The organism is Streptomyces sp. Rer75 (genome assembly GCF_013414305.1).
In the GTDB taxonomy this organism is placed as follows: Bacteria; Actinomycetota; Actinomycetes; order Streptomycetales; family Streptomycetaceae; genus Streptomyces; species Streptomyces himastatinicus.
The window spans coordinates 4,320,692-4,338,501 of record NZ_CP058693.1; the positions used below are offsets into that span (position 1 = coordinate 4,320,692).

General features: G+C 68.7%; 18 protein-coding genes and 1 riboswitch. Of the genes, 7 read left to right on the forward strand and 11 right to left on the reverse strand.

The annotated features are described in order from the left end of the window. Positions 1-186 precede the first annotated feature (186 nt). The 8 genes from HYQ63_RS17965 to HYQ63_RS18000 all read right to left on the reverse strand — a co-directional run bounded on the left by HYQ63_RS17965 (position 187) and on the right by HYQ63_RS18000 (position 8,998). On the reverse strand, positions 187-1,572 hold the full coding sequence (locus tag HYQ63_RS17965) for an NAD(P)/FAD-dependent oxidoreductase (protein ID WP_179934866.1): 1,386 nt from the start codon (positions 1,570-1,572) through the stop codon (positions 187-189). A 396-nt stretch (positions 1,573-1,968) separates the two neighbouring features. Next, entirely contained in the window at positions 1,969-2,931 is a 963-nt protein-coding gene (locus HYQ63_RS17970) for a Ppx/GppA phosphatase family protein (RefSeq protein WP_179934867.1), read from the reverse strand. Further along, the gene (locus HYQ63_RS17975; protein ID WP_179934868.1) at positions 2,928-3,476 is read right to left on the reverse strand and encodes a DUF501 domain-containing protein; all 549 of its coding nucleotides are present in this window, start codon (positions 3,474-3,476) and stop codon (positions 2,928-2,930) included. The genes HYQ63_RS17970 and HYQ63_RS17975 overlap by 4 nt, the downstream gene beginning before the upstream one ends. Before the next feature lie 67 nt (positions 3,477-3,543). Next, positions 3,544-4,023, reverse strand: a complete 480-nt coding sequence (locus HYQ63_RS17980) for a septum formation initiator family protein (RefSeq protein WP_179934869.1) — start codon at positions 4,021-4,023, stop codon at positions 3,544-3,546. 113 nt (positions 4,024-4,136) lie between these two features. Beyond that, positions 4,137-5,453, reverse strand: a complete 1,317-nt coding sequence (gene eno / locus HYQ63_RS17985) for a phosphopyruvate hydratase (RefSeq protein ID WP_179934870.1) — start codon at positions 5,451-5,453, stop codon at positions 4,137-4,139. Between the two features lie 84 nt (positions 5,454-5,537). After that, the gene (locus HYQ63_RS17990; RefSeq protein ID WP_179934871.1) at positions 5,538-6,212 is read right to left on the reverse strand and encodes a transglycosylase family protein; all 675 of its coding nucleotides are present in this window, start codon (positions 6,210-6,212) and stop codon (positions 5,538-5,540) included. Positions 6,213-6,218: 6 nt separating this feature from the next. Next, a riboswitch (cyclic di-AMP (ydaO/yuaA leader) is annotated at positions 6,219-6,386 on the reverse strand. A gap of 254 nt (positions 6,387-6,640) precedes the next feature. Next, entirely contained in the window at positions 6,641-7,594 is a 954-nt protein-coding gene (locus HYQ63_RS17995; RefSeq protein ID WP_179934872.1) for a transglycosylase family protein, read from the reverse strand. Between the two features lie 114 nt (positions 7,595-7,708). Then, positions 7,709-8,998 (reverse strand): cytochrome P450, encoded by a 1,290-nt coding sequence (locus tag HYQ63_RS18000; RefSeq protein ID WP_179934873.1) that lies wholly within the window; start codon positions 8,996-8,998, stop codon positions 7,709-7,711. 590 nt (positions 8,999-9,588) lie between these two features. Between HYQ63_RS18000 and HYQ63_RS18005 the strand changes: the two genes are divergently transcribed. From HYQ63_RS18005 to HYQ63_RS18035, 7 genes are all read left to right on the forward strand, one after another. Then, positions 9,589-10,701: a sensor histidine kinase gene (locus tag HYQ63_RS18005; RefSeq protein ID WP_179934874.1), complete on the forward strand. Its 1,113-nt coding sequence runs from the start codon at positions 9,589-9,591 to the stop codon at positions 10,699-10,701. Continuing rightward, complete coding sequence (locus HYQ63_RS18010) at positions 10,698-11,096, forward strand: roadblock/LC7 domain-containing protein (RefSeq protein WP_179934875.1); 399 nt, start codon at positions 10,698-10,700, stop codon at positions 11,094-11,096. The genes HYQ63_RS18005 and HYQ63_RS18010 overlap by 4 nt, the downstream gene beginning before the upstream one ends. Then, the gene (locus HYQ63_RS18015) at positions 11,093-11,464 is read left to right on the forward strand and encodes a DUF742 domain-containing protein (RefSeq protein WP_179934876.1); all 372 of its coding nucleotides are present in this window, start codon (positions 11,093-11,095) and stop codon (positions 11,462-11,464) included. Before HYQ63_RS18010 ends, HYQ63_RS18015 begins: the two co-directional genes overlap by 4 nt. Next, positions 11,439-12,029 carry an ATP/GTP-binding protein gene (locus tag HYQ63_RS18020; protein WP_179934877.1) on the forward strand — a complete coding sequence of 197 codons (591 nt, stop codon included), beginning with the start codon at positions 11,439-11,441 and terminating at the stop codon, positions 12,027-12,029. Before HYQ63_RS18015 ends, HYQ63_RS18020 begins: the two co-directional genes overlap by 26 nt. A gap of 9 nt (positions 12,030-12,038) precedes the next feature. Further along, a complete protein-coding gene (locus tag HYQ63_RS18025) occupies positions 12,039-13,406 on the forward strand; it encodes a cytochrome P450 (protein ID WP_179934878.1) in 1,368 nt (455 codons plus the stop codon). A gap of 207 nt (positions 13,407-13,613) precedes the next feature. Then, positions 13,614-14,816, forward strand: coding sequence for a cytochrome P450 (locus tag HYQ63_RS18030; RefSeq protein ID WP_257232621.1), 1,203 nt, complete (start codon positions 13,614-13,616; stop codon positions 14,814-14,816). A 23-nt stretch (positions 14,817-14,839) separates the two neighbouring features. Continuing rightward, on the forward strand, positions 14,840-15,595 hold the full coding sequence (locus HYQ63_RS18035) for an enoyl-CoA hydratase/isomerase family protein (protein WP_179934880.1): 756 nt from the start codon (positions 14,840-14,842) through the stop codon (positions 15,593-15,595). Positions 15,596-15,614: 19 nt separating this feature from the next. Here HYQ63_RS18035 and HYQ63_RS18040 read toward each other — a convergent pair whose 3' ends face one another. From HYQ63_RS18040 to HYQ63_RS18050, 3 genes are read right to left on the reverse strand one after another with little or no spacing between them, the layout of a single operon-like run. Next, on the reverse strand, positions 15,615-16,034 hold the full coding sequence (locus HYQ63_RS18040) for a DUF6479 family protein (RefSeq protein ID WP_179934881.1): 420 nt from the start codon (positions 16,032-16,034) through the stop codon (positions 15,615-15,617). 41 nt (positions 16,035-16,075) lie between these two features. Further along, positions 16,076-17,071: a nucleoside triphosphate pyrophosphohydrolase gene (locus HYQ63_RS18045; RefSeq protein ID WP_179934882.1), complete on the reverse strand. Its 996-nt coding sequence runs from the start codon at positions 17,069-17,071 to the stop codon at positions 16,076-16,078. Between the two features lie 14 nt (positions 17,072-17,085). Further along, the gene (locus HYQ63_RS18050) at positions 17,086-17,703 is read right to left on the reverse strand and encodes a SurA N-terminal domain-containing protein (RefSeq protein WP_179934883.1); all 618 of its coding nucleotides are present in this window, start codon (positions 17,701-17,703) and stop codon (positions 17,086-17,088) included. Between the last annotated feature and the right edge of the window lie 107 nt (positions 17,704-17,810).

Consider the following 17,810-nt stretch of genomic DNA (forward strand, 5'->3'; position numbering starts at 1 on the left):
CAAGTCAGGGAAGATACTCACCACGTAAACACCATGGAACCGCCCATACAGTCCCGCCGACACGTCTGGAAACGGTAAAAAGCGCGCACGCGAAGGGCGCCCGCCCCACGGATGGCGGACGCCCTCGGCGTTTTCTCGGTATTCAGATGTGCCGGATGTTCGGCTGCCCGGTGCCGGGGTCCTGGATCAGGACGCCTTGGCCTTCTCCGCGGCGACCTCGGCGGAAGCCTTCGCGGCGGCGGCCGCGGAGACCGGGGCGGCGGCCTCGTAGAACTCCTCGCGGGGGTTCTCCATGGCGCCGAGCGAGACGACCTCGCGCTTGAGGAACATGCCCAGCGTCCAGTCGGCGAAGACCCGGATCTTGCGGTTGAAGGTCGGCATCGCCATGCCGTGGTAGCCACGGTGCATGTACCAGGCCAGCCGGCCCTTGAGCTTGATCTTCATCTTGCCGAGGACGATCATCGCGACGCCCTTGTGGAGGCCGAGACCCGCGACGGCGCCCTTGTTGGCGTGCTTGTACTCGCCCTGCGGGAAGCCCCGCATGCCCGAGATCACGTTGTCGCCGAGGACCTTGGCCTGGCGCAGCGCGTGCTGGGCGTTCGGCGGGCACCAGGCGCCCTCGCCGCTGGCGAGGTCCGGCACCTGGGCGTTGTCGCCCGCGGCCCAGATGTAGTCGGTTCCCTTCACCTGGAGGGTCGCACCGGTGTCCACGTGGCCGCGCGGGCCGAGCGGGAGGCCGAACCGGGCGAGCGCCGGGTTGGGCTTGACGCCCGCGGTCCACACGATGGTGTTGGAGTCGACCTCGAGGCCGTTCTTGAGCACCACGTGGCCGTCGACGCAGGAGTTCATCGAGGTGTTGAGGTAGATCTCGACACCGCGGTTCTGGAGGTGCTCCAGGCCCCACTGGCCGAGCTTCGGGCCCACCTCGGGGAGGATCTTGTCGGCCGCGTCGACGAGCACGAAGCGCATGTCCTCGCGCTTCACGTTCGGGTAGGACTTGGCCGCGTCGCGGGCCATGTCCTCGACCTCGCCGATGGTCTCCGCGCCCGCGAAGCCACCGCCGACGAAGACGAAGGTGAGCGCCTTGCGGCGGATGTCCTCGTCCGTGGTGGAGTCGGCCTTGTCGAGCTGCTCGAGAACGTGGTTGCGCAGGCCGATGGCCTCTTCTATGCCCTTCATCCCGATGCCGTTCTCGGCCAGGCCGGGGATCGGGAAGGTGCGGGAGACCGCGCCCATCGCGATGACGAGGTAGTCGAAGGGCAGCTCGTACGACTCGCCGACGAGCGGCTGGACGACGGCGACCTTGCGGTCCTGGTCGATGTTCGACACCCGGCCGGTGAGGACCTCCGCCTTGGGGAGCACACGCCGCAGCGGAACCACGACGTGGCGCGGAGAGATGCTGCCGGCCGCAGCTTCGGGGAGGAAGGGCTGGTACGTCATGTACGAGCGGGGGTCGACGACCGTGACAGTCGCCTCGCCGTACCGCATCTTCTTGAGGATGCGGCGCGCCGCGTACAGGCCTACGTACCCACCGCCTACAACGAGGATCCTGGGACGCTCCGTGGTGCTCATGATTCGAGTATCCAGCACCCCCCGAGGGGGACCTCGTGAGCCCCTTCACAAGCAATGTGGGGGTATCTGCTACACTCCGCCGCCCCCGTGACGGACGCCATAGCGCCGCGGGGGAACCGGGAACCGGATCAAGACGTTCCCAGCCCCGCTGAGCAGCGATAGCCGTTGAACGCGTGAGTAGACCACGGGGTTCCCGGGCGGCCCGGGGAGCGGGCCGATCGGCCATGATCGGGCCCGAGTTGATGAACACCGTCACCAATAGCGGCCCCGAGGCGGCCCGGAAGGCGGCCACCAGGCACCTTTTTCATGTGAAGAGTTTCACGAACTCTTTTTGCGGCGGTCCGTGGAAGGCCCCCGAAGGGCCCTCCACAGCCGCTCAGACGATAGCGAACCCGCTCAGGCGATGCTCCAGGCGATGCCGTCGAGGATGTCGTGTTCGCTCACGACGACCTCCTCCGCACCGGTCCGATTCATGATCGACAGCAGCACCAGGGCGCCCGCGGTGATCACGTCGACCCGGCCCGGATGCATCGCCCCGATCGCCGCCCGCTCCGCGTGGGTCGAGGTCAGCAGCTTGGCCGTGATCTCGCCGACCTGGCCGGCGTGGACCCGGGCGTGGTGGATCGCGGCCGGGTCGTACTCCGTGAGCCCCAGCGCGATGGCGGCGACGGTGGTGACCGTACCGGCCAGCCCGACCAGGGTGTGGCCGCCCTCACCGGGGCGGCAGCCGCCGGTGAGCGGCACCGTCTCCTCGGCGAGGTCCAGCGCCCGTTCGATGTCCGCCCTGACGGCCGAGATCTGATCCTCCGTCGGCACCTCGGCGACCTGGCCGTCCACGACGAGATGGCGCTCCGTCAGCCGCACACAGCCGATGTCGACGCTGCGGGCCGCCCGCACCCCGTCGTCGCCGCTGACGAACTCGGTCGAGCCGCCGCCGATGTCCACCACCAGGAACGGACCGCTCAGATGCTCATGGCCGGTCAGCTCCTTGGTCGCCCCGGTGAAGGAGAACGCCGCCTCCTGATCGCCGGTGATCACCTCGGGCTCGACGCCGAGGATGTCCACGACGCCGCGCACGAACTCCTCGCGGTTCTCGGCGTCCCGCGAGGCCGAGGTGGCGACGAAGCGGACGCGCTCGGCGCCCAGCTCGCGTATGACCTCCGCGTACTCCCGGCACGCGGCGAAGGTGCGCTCCAGCGCCTCGGGGGCCAGCCGCCCGGTGCGGTCCACGCCCTGGCCCAGCCGGACGATCGTCATCCGGCGGTCCAGCTCGGTCAGCTCACCCGTGGCCGGGTCGGCGTCGGCGACCAGCAGCCGGATCGAATTGGTGCCGCAGTCCACGGCCGCGACGCGGGTCATGCGGTCTCCTCCCGCTCCGCCCCGACGGCTCCGCAGGGGCTGACGCACGGGCCCTTGCGCCACCACTCGGGCAGCAGCGCGATCGCCTCGTCGCCGAGCGGATTGACCCCGGGACCGGCCGCGAGGGAGTGGCCGACCAGGACGTGCAGGCACTTCACCCGGTCCGGCATGCCACCCGCGCTCGGGAAGCCCTCCAGCACCTCGATGGCGTCGCGGCGCGCGATGTAGTCCTCGTGGGCGGCGCGGTAGGCGGCGGCGAGCTCGGGGTCCTCGCCCAGCCGGGCCGTCATCTCCTTCATCACGCCCTCGGCCTCCAGCGTGCCGATCGCGGACGCGGCGCGCGGGCAGGTCAGGTAGTACGTGGTGGGGAACGGCGTGCCGTCCTCGAGGCGCGGCGCGGTCTCGACGACATCGGGGTTGCCGCAGGGGCAGCGGTGCGCGACGGCGCGCAGGCCCCGCGGGAGGCGGTTCAGCTGCTCCTTGACGGCGGCGATGTCCGCGTCGGTGGGCGCGGTGGGCTCCGTCTGCGGAGGGGGCGTGTCCATGAGGGGAAAGTTCTCTTCGATCGGTATCGGGCCGGGTGCGACCGTAACGAGCGCCGGGCGCGGCGCGTCAGCGGTCCGCGGCGGCGGCCGCCTTCGGCGTGTCCGCCGTGTCCACGGCGTCCCAGAGGTCGGTGTACCAGGGGCGGTCGGCCGCGCCCCGGTCGGTGGAGCGCTCGGCCCGGGCGCCGGGGTCCACCATGCTGAAGCCGGTCTCGCCGGGCATCAGATAGTGCAGGTGCTCGCGGGCCTGCCGCTCGATGTACGCGGGGTCGCGCAACCGGGCCTTCTGCTCGCGCAGCTTGGCCACCTCGGCGCGCTCGCGCTGGGCCTGGCGCCGCTGGTCGGCGATCTCCGAGCGCTGGGAGATGTACTGCCGCATGGGATAGGCCAGCGCGACCACCAGGGAGCAGACGACCAGTGCGAGGAGGGCGGCCCGGCCGGTGAGCCGGCTGCGGCGGCGCTTGATCCGGGCACGGTAGACCCGGGCGGCGGCGTGTTCGCCGAGCGCCTTGAGCCTGGTCGCGGTGGAGAACCGATCCGCCGGCACGTCGCCTCCCCGGTGATGACTTCGCTTAAGTAACGCCGTCCCCGGCCCACGGTACGGGACCGCGGCCGGGGACATGCGTCAGACGTGTCCGCTCCTCGAGGATCGAGAAGCGGTCAGCCCTTGAAGCGCGGGAAGGCGGAGCGGCCCGCGTACACCGCGGCGTCGTCGAGGATCTCCTCGATGCGCAGCAGCTGGTTGTACTTGGCCACCCGCTCGGAGCGGGCCGGGGCGCCGGTCTTGATCTGGCCGCAGTTGGTGGCGACGGCCAGGTCGGCGATCGTGACGTCCTCGGTCTCACCGGAGCGGTGCGACATCATGCACTTGAAGCCGTTGCGCTGGGCCAGCTCGACGGCGTCGAGGGTCTCGGTCAGCGAGCCGATCTGGTTGACCTTGACCAGCAGGGCGTTCGCGGTGTCGTTCTCGATGCCGCGGGCCAGCCGCTCGGGGTTGGTCACGAACAGGTCGTCGCCGACCAGCTGGACCTTGTCACCGAGCTGCTCGGTGATCGTCTTCCAGCCGTCCCAGTCCTCCTCGTTCAGCGGGTCCTCGATGGAGACCAGCGGGTACGCCTCGACCAGCTCGGCGTAGTACGCGGTCATCTCGGACGCGGTGCGGGCCTTGCCCTCGAACTGGTAGACGCCGTCCTTGTGGAACTCGGAGGCGGCGACGTCGAGCGCGAGCGCGATGTCCTGGCCGGGCTGGTAGCCGGCCTTCTTGATGGCCTCGACGATGAGGTCCAGGGCGTCCCGGTTGGAGTCGAGGTTCGGCGCGAAGCCGCCCTCGTCACCGAGACCGGTCGACAGGCCGCGCTCCTTCAGCACGCCCTTCAGGGTGTGGTAGACCTCGGCACCCCAGCGCAGGGCCTCGGAGAAGGACTCCGCGCCGACCGGCGCGATCATGAACTCCTGGATGTCCACATTGGAGTCGGCGTGCGAGCCGCCGTTGAGGATGTTCATCATCGGGACCGGCAGCAGGTGCGCGTTCGGGCCGCCGAGGTAACGGAAGAGGGGCAGGTCGGACGCCTCGGAGGCGGCGTGCGCCACGGCGAGGGAGACGCCGAGGATGGCGTTGGCGCCGAGCGAGGACTTGTCCGGAGTGGCATCCAGATCGAACATCGCCTGGTCGATCAGGCGCTGCTCGGTGGCGTCATAACCGACCAGCTCGGGGCCGATCTGCTCGATGACGGCGAGGACGGCCTTCTCCACGCCCTTGCCGCCATAGCGGTTCTTGTCGCCGTCACGGAGTTCGAGGGCCTCGAAGGCGCCGGTGGAGGCGCCGGACGGGACGGCGGCACGGCCGGTGCTGCCGTCGTCGAGGCCGACCTCGACCTCGACCGTGGGGTTGCCTCGCGAGTCGAGGATCTCGCGAGCTACGACGACGTCGATGGACGGCACGAGGTTCTCCTTCGTATGTGTCTGCGGTAGCAGCATGAGCCTAACCGCACCGAAGCCCCGGCGGGGTGCACCGTGGGGGCGGCGCACCCAGCCGGGGCTCGTTGACTACGGTGTGGCTGATCAGCTCAGGTGGAGCTGCTGGCCGGGGAAGATCAGGTCGGCCTTCTGGATGATGTTCTTGTTCAGCTCGAAGAGCTTCTTCCAGCCGCCCTTGACGTCCTCCGCCTTGGCGATCTTGCCAAGGGTGTCACCGGACTTGACCTTGTACTCGCCGTCGCCCTTCTTGATCGGGCCGCGGGCCTCGTCACGCGCGGCGTGCTCGGGCGCGCTGCGGGGCGCGGCCTTCGGCTTGGCGGACGGGGCCGACTGCGAGGAGTCGGACTGGCTCTGCGACGGGGTGGACGGGGCCGGGGCGGACGGGGCGCCGCCGCTGGTCAGGCCCTTGCCGCAGACCGGCCAGGCGCCCTTGCCCTGGCTGGCCAGGACCTTCTCGGCCACCTGGATCTGCTGGGCCTTGCCGGCCTTGTCGGCGGTGGGTGCGAAGGCGGTACCGCCGTACGCGGCCCAGGTGGAGGAGGAGAACTGAAGGCCGCCGTAGTAACCGTTGCCGGTGTTGATCGACCAGTTGCCGCCGGACTCGCACTGCGCGACCTGGTCCCACTGGGACGTGGTGGCGGCAGAGGCGGACGTCGCACCGATGAGCGGAGTGGCCACAGCGGCTCCGGCGAGGCCGGCGAGCGCGGCGATACGAGTGGCCTTGGAAGGACGACGGTGCTTGCCCTGAGCGTTGGACATGTTCGTTCGTTTCCTCACCGACGCCTACGAGGTGAGCTGTCGGGTTCGGGCGTGAGTTGCCCGGCTGGGTGCGGGGGTCCGCACCCTGCTTCACCCCTAGCCGCTCGGCCGATTCCGCTGGCCTCCCGGCACTTACCTTGGGTCCCCCGCTCCTGCCTTCGGCGCTGGCGCGTCGGTACCGGACGACCGCCGGCAGGACTCGGCGTGACGGTCGACGGTGCTCGCGGTGGCGAGCGGAAAGACGTTAAACACACCTCCGGGAAACGTTCAAACACCCTTATCGCAGCGAAGAGGGCTGTTATCGATCTCACCCGGCCCACATCGGCGCAGGTGGGGCCGGGTGCGGAGAGACCGGACACCTCGGACGCCCCGGAAAATGTGACGAGAGGTATGTCTCACCGGCGCCAGACCGGGCAAATCACCCCGAACTACTGGCTCCTGATGGTGAGATCAAGCCGCTGACCAGGAAGAATGAGATTTGGGTCGGTTCCGATGAGGTTTTCGTTGGACTCGTAGAGCCGACGCCAATCGGCGCCCAATTCCTGCTTTTCGGCGATTGCTGAAAGGTTGTCACCCGGACGCACTGTGTAGCCGCCATCCGTGGGGTTTTCGGCCCTGCCGGCACCGCCGCGCGAGGCATGGTCGCTCGGCCGCTCCCCCGCGTCCCGTTCGCCCCGGTGCTTGCCGGAGGAGCCTTCGGAGCCGCCCTCGGTGGAGGAGGGGGTCGGCGAGGGGTCGGGCGCGCCGGAAGAAGGCGCGCTGGAGGAGGGGGACGGTGAGGGCGCGTCGTCGCCCGGGCCGTCCGCCTCGTCCGAGTCGCCCGGCGTGGCCGGGTCCTGGGGCCGCTCCGGCTCGGTGGACGCGTCGGAGGGCTCCGATGCGTCCGGCGCCTCGCCGGCCGCATCGCCACGGTCCCGGGCGTCGGATCCGTCACGGTCCTCGCGCTCCGCGTCGCCCTGCTGGGAGGGGCGTGCCGTGCTGCCGGGGTTCACGTCCGGGGCGTCGCCGCCGTCGGTCAGCCCGGCGTTCAGCGCGCAGCTGGGCCAGGCGTCCGGGCCGCGGTCGCCGAGGATCGACTCGGCGACGGCTATCTGCTGGGAGCGGCTGGCGAGGTCGGGGCGCGGGGCGTAGCTGGTGCCGCCGTACTTCTTCCACATGTCGAGGGTCAGCTGAAGGCCGCCGTAGAAGCCGTTGCCCTCGTTGGCGCTCCACATCCCGGCGCTCTCGCACTCGGCGACCTGGTCCCACGTGGAGGCGGGGGCGGCCTGGGCGCCGGTCGCTCCGAGGAGCGGAAGGGCGAAGCTCGCACCGGTCACCCCCGCCGCGACGACGATGGCCGGAGCCTGGCGGGGGCGGCGGTGACGTCCGTTCCCGGAAAGCATGCGAATCGCCTCTCGTGTGGGGGCTCGGTTTGTCGGTTGAACATAGCGACGCCACACGATCATCACAAGCCGGTGTATCCCAGGTCACGCCAAGGTCACATGACTGACCGGATGTCACTTTCCCCAGGTCACCGGAAGGGTGCGCAGTCCGCGCATGATGAGCCCGCCGCGCCAGCGCAGGTCGTCCGGCTCCACCGCGAGCCGGAGGTCGGGGATGCGGCGCAGCAGGGTGGCGAGCGCGGTCTGCGCCTCCAGGCGGGCCAGCGGGGCGCCCAGACAGTAATGGATGCCGTGGCCGTAGCCGAGGTGCTGGTTGTCGGTGCGGGAGAGGTCGAGGACGTCGGGGTCGGCGAAGCGCTCGGGGTCGCGGTCGGCGGCGGCGAGCACCACCAACACCGGTTCTCCCTCGGCGATCTGCTGCCCGCCGATGGTCACCGGCTCGGTGGCGAACCGCCAGGTGGCCATCTCCACCGGGCCGTCGTAGCGCAGCAGTTCCTCGACGCCGGTGGCGAGCAGTTCCTCATCCCCTTCTTCTGCTTCTTCCCCTTCTCCCAGGGAACGTTGCAGCCGGGCCCGCTGCTCGGGATGGCGCAGCAGCGCGTAGAGGCCGTTGCCGATCAGATTGACGGTGGTCTCGAAACCCGCGAACAAAAGGATGAAGGCCATCGCGGCGGCCTCGTTCTCGGTGAGATGGTCACCGTGGTCGCTGGCCCGGATCAGATCGGACATCAAGTCGTTGCCGAGCGCGGCGCGCTTACGGTGAATCAACTCGGCCAGATACGCGCGGATTTTCTTCACCGCGCGGGCCACTCCCCCGCGCGGGCCCCCGCCGTGCCGGATCATCGTCCCGGCCCAGTCCCGGAAGTCGTCCTGGTCCTCGCGCGGGACGCCGAGCAGATCGCAGATCGCGTAGATGGGGAGAGGAAAGGCGAACTCATGGATGAGGTCCGCCTCTCCCCGGTCCGCGAAGGCGTCGATGAGGTCGTCGGTCAGCTCGCGCACCCGCGGGGCGAACGCGGCGACGCGGCGCGGGGTGAACGCCTTGGACACCAGCCGCCGCAGCCGGGTGTGGTCCGGAGGGTCGATATTGAGCAGATGTGTCATCAGATCCGCGCGCTGCTCGCCCGGGATGCCCACTTTGCCCCGGGCGTGAGCGGACTCACTATGCCGCTGGGGGTTCTTCGACAGCCGGGCGTCGGCGAGGGCCAGCCGGGCATCGGCGTAGCGAGTCACCAGCCAGGCTTCGACCCCGCTGGGGAGCGTGGTCCGATGCACCGGGGCATGCTCGCGTAGCCAGGCGTAGGCGGGGTAGGGATCAGTAGCGAACTCCCAGGTGAAGAGGGTGGGAGCGGGGGTAGGACAAGGCTGATCGGGCACGCCCCGACGATACCGGCCGCGACCCATGGATTCCGATACGCCACTTATCGGAAGTAAATCCATAAAGCGCAAGTAAAGCCGATTAATGTCGAAGCAATTCGACGACCTTCTCCACACACTCTCCACGATGCGCTCACAGCGCGAGGCGAATGCCCGATATCTGATGCCTGTGGCCATCGCCCGGAACGGCCCTCGGCGCGCACCACTCCGACCTGCGGAACATGCGCTGACGTCGCCCAATGAGGCAAAATGCGGGGATGGCTGAAACAGTGTCAGGTGGTTGAATGGGACTCCGGCACATGCACGGGGCCACCTGCCCCTGGTGATACGATCACCGCGCTTGCCAGGCGAGCCAAGGGCCCGTAAGACACACGGCGATCCGGTAAATCAGCCGAGAGGGTTACCACTCTGAGGAGCACTATGCCGCCAGTTGGGCATATGGAGCCGTGCCGGCGCACCCCTGCCTGTGCGCTGCCCGCGGCAGGGCGAGTGCGGTGCGCCCGGTCCCCTCGGGCGCCGTACGGGCGCTGACTTACCGCCGCCTCTCCATATCACCCGGATTCTTCCACGCACCAACCCTTCAGTCCCTGGCGGTCTAGTCGTTTAAAGAGAGTCTTATGACGCATTACATACAGGATCCTGCGCTCTGGGCCCTGATCGCTGGCACGCCTCTCGCCGCAACCGCCATTATCCGCGGGCGAAAAGCGAGAGCGAAGCTCAGTACCGAGAAGGCGGAACTTGAGAACCGCACCGCCGAACTCGAAAACAACTACGCGGCAGCGGTTCAGGATGCTCAGATACGCTCCGAGGAAGCCACCAAGAGCGCACTGAAGTCCGCCATGCGGACGCTTCAGGGTCTTGCCAACGAACAGCAGCTGGCGATCTCGAAGCTCCAGGACCGCTACGGCGAGCACCACATTCTCCAGGACCTGCTGGAGATCGACCACATGAACTCGCAGTTCGGCCGCCGTGCGCAGTCGATCGCCGTTCTGTGTGACGGCTGGCTGGGCCGTCAGCGGGCCGTCGCCTCCGTCTACGACGTGGTGCGCAGCGCCAAGGGCCGGATCCGCCACTACACGCGCGTCGAGATCCGCTCCCAGAGCAACTTCGCCCTGGTCAGTCGGGCCGTCGAACCGGTCGCGCTGGCCCTCGCCGAGCTGCTGGACAACGCGACCAGCTACTCCGCCCCCGACTCCCCGATCGACATCACCATCCGCACCGTCCCCAAGGGCGTCTGCATCATCATCGACGACGCCGGCGTCGGTATGAACGAGGAGGAGAAGAACCGGGCCGACGAGCTGCTCTCCGCCCAGCGCGCAGCGGGCGTCACGGGTCTGGGGAATCCGCCGCAGTTCGGTTTCGCGGTGATCGGCGTGCTCGCCTCCCGCTACGGATTCACCGTCTCCGTCGACTCGGCCTCTCCCTACGGTGGAGTGCGCGCGGTAGTGCTTCTTCCCGAGGACCTCCTGACCAACATGCCCGAGCCGGAAGAACAGCCCGCACCCCGTACGTCCCCGGCGGACGCCGCCCCCGAAGAGAGCGATTCCACCGCGGGCGGTCTGCCGAAACGCCGACGCAAGGGGTCCATCTCCATCGTGCCGCGATCAGATGAGGCGAACGCCCCTGCCCGGACGAGCGAGGAAACCGCTTCGATCATGGGCGCGTTCCAGCGCGGCACACAGTCCGGACGCTCCGCAAACCCGAACAGGGAAGGGCATGATCCTCAGTGAACAACGACCTGTCATGGATGCTTGACAGCGCCCTGGAAGTACCCGGGGCACGTCACGCGATCCTGGTATCCGCCGACGGTCTGCTGATGGCCCGATCTCAAGAGGTCAAGAAGGACGAGGCCGACACCGTCGCCGCCGCGATGAGCGGCATCCAGTCGCTGAGCCGCACCATGGCCGGCTTCTGCGGTGGCCCTCATATGAACTGGCGTCAGACCCTGGTGGAGTTCGACGGCGGCTGGGTCTTCCTGATCTCGGCCGGCGAGGGCGCGTACCTGGCGGTCTCCTCCGCGCCCGATGTCGACATGGCCGACATCACCTTCCGTATGCAGCAGCTCGTCGGTCAGCTCGGCAAGGCGCTGACCACTCCGCCCCGCGAAACGGGCGTTCAGGCATGACTGCCCCGGAGGAGCAGGAGCCCGAGTCCGCCGGATTAGTGCGACCGTACGTCATCACCAACGGCCGCGGGCTCCCGGACACCGACCAGTTCAATCTGATCACCCTGGTCACCGCTTCCGAACAGAGACGTTCGCAGACGCTCGACCCGGAGAAGCGGAGCCTGCTGGACCTGTGTTCAGGGGGCTATCTCTCGGTTGCCGAGATCGCGGGCCACATGGGGCTGCCGATCGGCATCGTCAAGGTCCTGCTGTCCGACCTGTCGTCGGACGGCTATCTGGTCACGCGTGCCCCGGCGCCTCCCGCCCAGCTCGTCGACGTTTCACTCCTTCAGGAGGTACTGGATGGTCTCCAGGCCCGCTTCGGATGAGGACGTCTATCTGGACGACGCGGTGCAGATCGCGGCCAAGATCCTGGTCGTGGGGCACTTCGCGGTCGGAAAGACGACGTTCATCGGCACCATGTCCGAAATCCCCCCGCTGCGCACCGAGGAACGGATGACGCAGGCCGGTGCGCACGTCGACGATCTGATGGGCACCCGGGGCAAGACCACGACCACCGTGGCCATGGACTTCGGCCGCCTCACGCTCAGCGAACGCCTTGTCCTCTATCTCTTCGGAACACCCGGACAGGAGCGCTTCGTCCAGGTGTGGGAGGACATGACGCGGGGTGCGCTCGGAGCGCTGATCCTGGTCGATCCGGAACGCCTCAAGGAATCCTTCCCGGTGATCGACCTGGTGGAACAGTACGGACTCCCCTATGCGATTTCCGTCAACCACTTCGATGGCACACCTGTCCGTCCCGATGAGGAACTGCGCGAGGCACTGGATCTGCTGCCCGACACACCTGTCGTCACCTGTGACGCGCGTGACGAGAAGTCATCGGCCAATGCGCTGATGGCGCTTGTTCGTTACCTACAGGAACGTACCCGCTAGGAGCACGTAATGGAGACACAATCGGACTTCCCGGTTCCGCCACCGGGCTGCCCTGCCCACCACGGCGGCGAGCGGGTGCCGCTGTACGGGCCCGAGTTCGCGGCCGACCCGGACGCCTTTTACGCACACCTCCGGTCGTACGGGCCGATCGCCCCGGTCGAGCTGTCCCCCGGCGTGGAGGCCAACCTCGTCACGGACTACTCGGCGGCCCTCCAGGTGCTACAGAACCCGGATGCCTTCGCCAAGGATGCCCGCAGATGGCGTGATTTCAACGAAGGCAAAGTACCGCAGAACAGTCCGGTTGTGCCCATGCTGGGATATCGCCCGAACTGCCTGTTTACCGACGGAGCGGAGCATCTGCGGCTGCGCCAGGCGGTGACGGACAGCCTGGCGGGGGTGGACCCGCACTGGCTGAGCCGGCATGTCGAGCAGGTCGCCTCTTATCTCATCGCCCAATTCAGCGCCCGCGGCACGGTCGATCTCCTCAACGACTACGCCAAGATGCTGCCGCTGCTGGTCTTCAACGAGCTTCTCGGCTGCCCGCCGGAAATCGGCGACCGACTGGTCTTCGGTACCTCGGGGATTTTCGACGGCGGAGTCGACGCGGAAAAGGCCAACGAGGAGCTGACCCAGGGCCTGCTCGAACTGGTCGCGCTCAAGCGGCGACAGCCGGGGAACGATGTCACCTCCCGGCTGATGCAGCACGACGCGAAGCTGAGCGACGAGGAGATGATTCATCAGCTCGTCATGCTCATCTCGGCCGGCACGGAACCGCAGCGGAACCTCATCGCCAACGGGCTCTACCTCATGCTGTCCGACGAGCGGTATTCGGGCGGCGGGCTGCTGGTGGAGGACGCCATCGACGACGCCCTCTGGAATCAGGCCCCGATGGCGAACTACGCCCCGCACTATCCCGTGCAGGACACGGAATTCGGCAATGCGCGACTGGCCGCGGGCGATTTGATTCTGATTAGCTTCGCTGCGGCAAATACGGACCCCAAGCTCTCCTCGTCCCGCCAGCTCCTGAGCAAGCGGGCCCACCTCGCGTGGAGCGCCGGACCGCACGCCTGCCCGGCCAAGGACCCCGCTCAGCTCATCGCCGTGGCGGCCATCGAGAAGCTGCTCAACCAGCTCCCCGACATCGAGCTTGCGGTGCCCGCCGACAGCCTGACCTGGCGTCCCGGCCCGTTCCACCGGGCGCTCGCCGCGCTGCCCGCACGCTTCGCCCCGGCGCAGCCCCGGCGGACCGCCGCACCGCCGGCCGGACAGCAGCAGACCCCCTCGGCCACTCCTTCGGTCACCCCTCGGAGCCGCCCCCAGGAAAAGCCGGAGAAGGGTAGCTGGTGGAGCTCCTTCTTGGCGTGGTGGAAGGTGTGACGTTGTCCACAATTCGAACCTATTTCACCCTGAATGAATGTTCAAACAAGGGGGTAGAACCTATCGCGAATTCGCGTGACCCACACATCACTCTCGGTAATTCGCGCGAAAAGAGATAAGCATGCCCGGGGTGTTGGACTTGAAGGAGTCATTGTGGAATCTGTCGCTGCCGGCAGCATTGTCGACCGACGTTCCGTAGTTTCACTCATGTCCCGCCTTCGCTCATCGCGAGGACAGTCGAACCCCTACCCGATCTACGCGGAACTCAGGGCGATGGGAGATGTTGTGCCCGCGCCCTGGGGCGGCTATCTACTACTCTCCCACGATATCTGCGACCACGTGTTGCGCAGCAAGAAATGGGCAACCTTCGACGCTGAATGGCGGGCCCGGCAGGGCGACGTAAATCGCTGGAACGCACCGGCCGCTCGACAGCTCAGCCAAACCCTTCAGGGACTGAATCCGCCGGTGCACACCTTGCAGCGGCGGTCCCTGGGCAACATATTCGACCGATTCACCCTCGACTCCCTCGAGGAACCGGTCTCACGCATCGCCGACACGCTGCTCGACCGGCTCGCCGAGCAGCTGCGCACCACCAAGGAAGCGGATTTCGCTACCACGGTCGGCGAGGAAATGCCAGCGGCCACAATCAGCCACTGGCTGCGCCTTCCGGAATCGGATCACGACCTCCTCAAGTCCCTGACCCACGGTCAGGGACTCGCCCAGGAACTCCTGCCCTCCAAGAGCCAGCTCGTCCAGGCGAACGAGGCCGCCGAGGGCCTGCGCACGTACTTCACCGAGGTCATCCGGGAGCGCCGGCAGGCCCTCGGGGACGATGTCATCTCCGACTGGATCCGCACCTGGGACGAGATCGAGCCGGACCGCGCCGTCGCCGACGAAACCCTCTACCACCTGGTGATGTTCATCGTCATCGCCTCGATGGAGACCACCTCGACCCTGCTCTCCAACATGGTGTGGCTGCTCGATCAGCACCCCGGGAGCATGGCCTGGCTGCGGTCCCACCCCGAGCAGGTGCCGCAGGCCGTCGAGGAGGTGCTCCGCTACGACCCGCCGATCCATCTGACGACCCGGGTCGCCACCGAGGACACCATTCTCTCCGGCTTTCGAATATCGAGGGACGAGGTGGTTCACGTGATGCTCGGCGCCGCCAACCACGATCCGGCACACCACACGGACCCGGACACCTTCGACATCCTCCGCACGGGAAGTCATCTCGGTTTCGGTGGCGGAATCCACTACTGCATCGGAGCGGCCCTGGCCCGGCTGGAGGCCATCGTTCTGCTGAAGTCCCTCGTCAGGCGTTTTCCGACCCTCCGCGTCACCGCTCCCCCGGTTTGGGAGCCGCGCGTCGCCTTCCGGCGGCTCACCGCGCTGAACGTGACCGAGCGCTGAATCCCGCCGAATACGAGGAACCCATGTTCAACGACCTGAAGACCCTGCGCATCACCTGCGACGGACCCGAACTCCGAGTGGAACTCAACGCTCCGGAAACCGGTAACGCGATCAGCGAGGAGATCCTCGACGATCTCCTCGCGGTGCTGGAAGAAGTGCACAACCGGCCGGACATCCGGGTGTTGGTGCTCTCCGGCGCCGGACCCGATTTCTGCCGGGGCGGGGACCGTCATGAATTCGCCGGTCAACTTGACCACGACCCCACCGGATCGGGGCTGCGGACCATCGGCGGGAAGGCACGGAGAGTATGCGACGCGCTCGCCACGACCTCCGCCGTCACCATCGCCCGGCTGCACGGACAGGTCATCGGGGCGGGTCTGGCGCTCGCCCTCTTCTGCGATCTGCGCATCGGCGCGTTCGACAGCCGCTTCCGGCTGCCCGAACTCGCCCTCGGCATCCCGGCCGCCTGGGGCGGCTCCCTGCCGCGGCTGCTGCACGAGGTGGGCGCCGCCAGGATCCGCGAGCTGATCCTGACCGGGAACAGCTTCGACGCCGCCCGCGCGGAACAGCTGTCCGTGCTGCACCGGGTGGTCCCCGAATCCGAACTGGACGACGCGATCAGGGAGTGGTCAAAGCCCGTGCTGCGGCGCTCGGCGGCGGCCCTGCGCACCACCAAGGCCCTGCTGAACTCCTACGCGGCCGCCTCCCGGCTCGGTGACACCACCTTGCTGGACGCCGAGGTGCTGTCGGCCGTGGTCGCTGCGGGGCAGCGGCGCTAGGAGGCACGTCGCCCAGCGGTCAGCCGCCGCCGAACGATCCGCTGCTGCCCTCGCTCCAGGTCTTCCGGCCCTCGTTGCCGCCCGAGCCGGAGGCCCTGGTGCCCGAGCCGCCCAGCTGGTGCGGGCGGCGCCGGACGCCGTCCGGGGACAGCTCCTCGGGCTCCCGGTTCTGCGTCTGGTAGCCGACCCGGTCCTGATCGTCCTGATGTCCGGGACCGTGACCCGCCTGCCGGGCCTCGCGCTCGCTCTCGTTCACCTGCTGCCAGGCACCGGAGCGGGGCTTCGGCTCCTGGGACGGGACCGGTTCGCGGGCCCGCAGCCGTATGCCCCACCAAATGGCCACGATGAGGATCACGACCACCACGATGCCGACGACCAGCGGTGCCGTCCCGACCACCAAGTCGTGGGGCACGGCGAAGTCCATGGCGTACGTATCCATGGCGGCCGGGTACCCCCGTCCGCCCGGTTAACCCGTCCCGCTCAGGCCGTGCCCTCCGCCGCCAGGATCGCGTCCCGGTAGGCGCGGGCCGCGACGCGCAGCGCCGTCTCCGGCTCCACGCCCGCCTCCTTGGCGCGGATCGCCAGCGCGAGCAGCTCGTAGCCGAAACCCTCGCCCTCCGGCAGGGCGACCGCGAGCCCGGCGGTACGGGCGCGGGAGGCGAGCTGGGCGGCGAGGGCGAGCGAGGGCTGACCGAGCGGCACCCCTTCGGTGACCGAATCGCGCTGCTTCTCGGCCGCCTTGGTGCGCAGCCAGTGCTCCTTGACGTCCTCGGCGGTCTCCGCGGCCTCCTCGCCGAAGACATGCGGATGGCGCCGGATCAGCTTGTCCACGATGGCCCCGGCCACATCGTCGACCGAGAACGGCTCGTCCTCGTGCTCCTGCGCGATCCGGGCGTGGAAGACGACCTGGAGCAGCACGTCGCCCAGCTCCTCGCGCAGCGCCTCCCGGTCGCCCTCCTCGATGGCCTCGACGAGTTCGTACGCCTCCTCGATGCCGTACTTGACCAGCTCCTCGTGGGTCCGCGCCCCGCTCCACGGGCACTCCGCGCGGATCCGGTCCATCACCTGGACCAGGTCCAGCAGCCGGGCGCCCGGCAGGTCGTACGAACCGGGCAGCAGCTCCAGGTCCGGCATCGCCTCGCGGCCCGAACCCGCCAGCCGGGCCAGCCCGTCGGTCAGCGCGGACTCGCCGTCGGCCGAGGTGATCACGACGGCGCTGCGGCCGCCCTCCGCGACGCAGTAGTCGACCAGCTCGCGCGCCGCCGGGACCGCGTGCTCGACCTCGATGCCCGCCTCGCGCAGATACGGCAGCTGCGGATGATCGGGGTCCCCGCACAGCACCCGGTCGGCGCCGCGCAGCGCCTGCCAGGCGGGCCAGGAGAGCAGCCCGGGCGCCACCCGGTGGCTGGTGGTGAGGAGGACGACGCGGCCGGTGGCGAGGTCGGCCGCGGGGGCGGCGGAGTCAGGCGTGGTCACCCTTGAAACGTAACCTACGCCGGTTGCTGCGAGGCGGTGGAGGTGCGCAGCCAGGCCTCCTTGGCGAGGACCGCGGTGCCCTTGGTGTCGTCCCAGCTGCCGTAGCGCGGGTTGACCTTGATGGCGAGGTCCTTGGAGGTGCGGGTGAAGACCGCGTTGACCTTGGCGACGCCGAGCTTGCGCAGCAGCGCGGTGCGGGTCAGCTCCATGCGGACGGCGCCGTCGATCTGGTCCGGGGCGATGCCCTGCTCCAGGTAGGCGGCGCGCAGCGCGGCGGCCCCGCCGGACTGCTGCTCGGCGGCGGCGCGGGCGCGCTGCACCGCGCGGCGGCTGACGCCGATCCCGTTGTCCTGGCCGGCCCGCTCGATGACCTTGAACTGGATCATGCGGATGAGGGTGTTCTGGGTCAGCTGGCCGCTGGCGGCCACCAGCTGGTCCGCCCTCGGGGAGCCGCGCTGCGCGTCCCGCACGTCCTTCACCTGGGCCTGGAGCTGCGACTCGGTGATCCGGCCGTCGTCCAGGACGGCGGCGGAACCGGCCCGCGGGGTGCCGCCGCAGGCGGTGAGCAGGGGAGCGCAGACCAGCAGGGCGGACGCGGCGGAGACGGAGAGCGCAGTACGGCGGCGGATCATTGAGCCTCCCGGCAGAGATCGTGCGGCGCGACAAACGATCTGGCGTTGATCGATGGTATGGAGTCGGCGCGGCCTAGGCCACTGCTTGGACAACGATTCACCGGGGT

Coding starts and splice junctions, on each gene's coding strand:
- HYQ63_RS17965 (WP_179934866.1), bottom strand. CDS start 1,572: ATGAGCACCACGGAGCGTCCCAGGATCCTCGTTGTAGGCGGTGGGTAC.
- HYQ63_RS17970 (WP_179934867.1), bottom strand. CDS start 2,931: ATGACCCGCGTCGCGGCCGTGGACTGCGGCACCAATTCGATCCGGCTG.
- HYQ63_RS17975 (WP_179934868.1), bottom strand. CDS start 3,476: ATGGACACGCCCCCTCCGCAGACGGAGCCCACCGCGCCCACCGACGCG.
- eno (WP_179934870.1), bottom strand. CDS start 5,453: ATGCTGCTACCGCAGACACATACGAAGGAGAACCTCGTGCCGTCCATC.
- HYQ63_RS17990 (WP_179934871.1), bottom strand. CDS start 6,212: ATGTCCAACGCTCAGGGCAAGCACCGTCGTCCTTCCAAGGCCACTCGT.
- HYQ63_RS17995 (WP_179934872.1), bottom strand. CDS start 7,594: ATGCTTTCCGGGAACGGACGTCACCGCCGCCCCCGCCAGGCTCCGGCC.
- HYQ63_RS18000 (WP_179934873.1), bottom strand. CDS start 8,998: ATGGGTCGCGGCCGGTATCGTCGGGGCGTGCCCGATCAGCCTTGTCCT.
- HYQ63_RS18005 (WP_179934874.1), top strand. CDS start 9,589: ATGACGCATTACATACAGGATCCTGCGCTCTGGGCCCTGATCGCTGGC.
- HYQ63_RS18015 (WP_179934876.1), top strand. CDS start 11,093: ATGACTGCCCCGGAGGAGCAGGAGCCCGAGTCCGCCGGATTAGTGCGA.
- HYQ63_RS18020 (WP_179934877.1), top strand. CDS start 11,439: ATGGTCTCCAGGCCCGCTTCGGATGAGGACGTCTATCTGGACGACGCG.
- HYQ63_RS18025 (WP_179934878.1), top strand. CDS start 12,039: ATGGAGACACAATCGGACTTCCCGGTTCCGCCACCGGGCTGCCCTGCC.
- HYQ63_RS18030 (WP_257232621.1), top strand. CDS start 13,614: ATGTCCCGCCTTCGCTCATCGCGAGGACAGTCGAACCCCTACCCGATC.
- HYQ63_RS18035 (WP_179934880.1), top strand. CDS start 14,840: ATGTTCAACGACCTGAAGACCCTGCGCATCACCTGCGACGGACCCGAA.
- HYQ63_RS18040 (WP_179934881.1), bottom strand. CDS start 16,034: ATGGATACGTACGCCATGGACTTCGCCGTGCCCCACGACTTGGTGGTC.
- HYQ63_RS18050 (WP_179934883.1), bottom strand. CDS start 17,703: ATGATCCGCCGCCGTACTGCGCTCTCCGTCTCCGCCGCGTCCGCCCTG.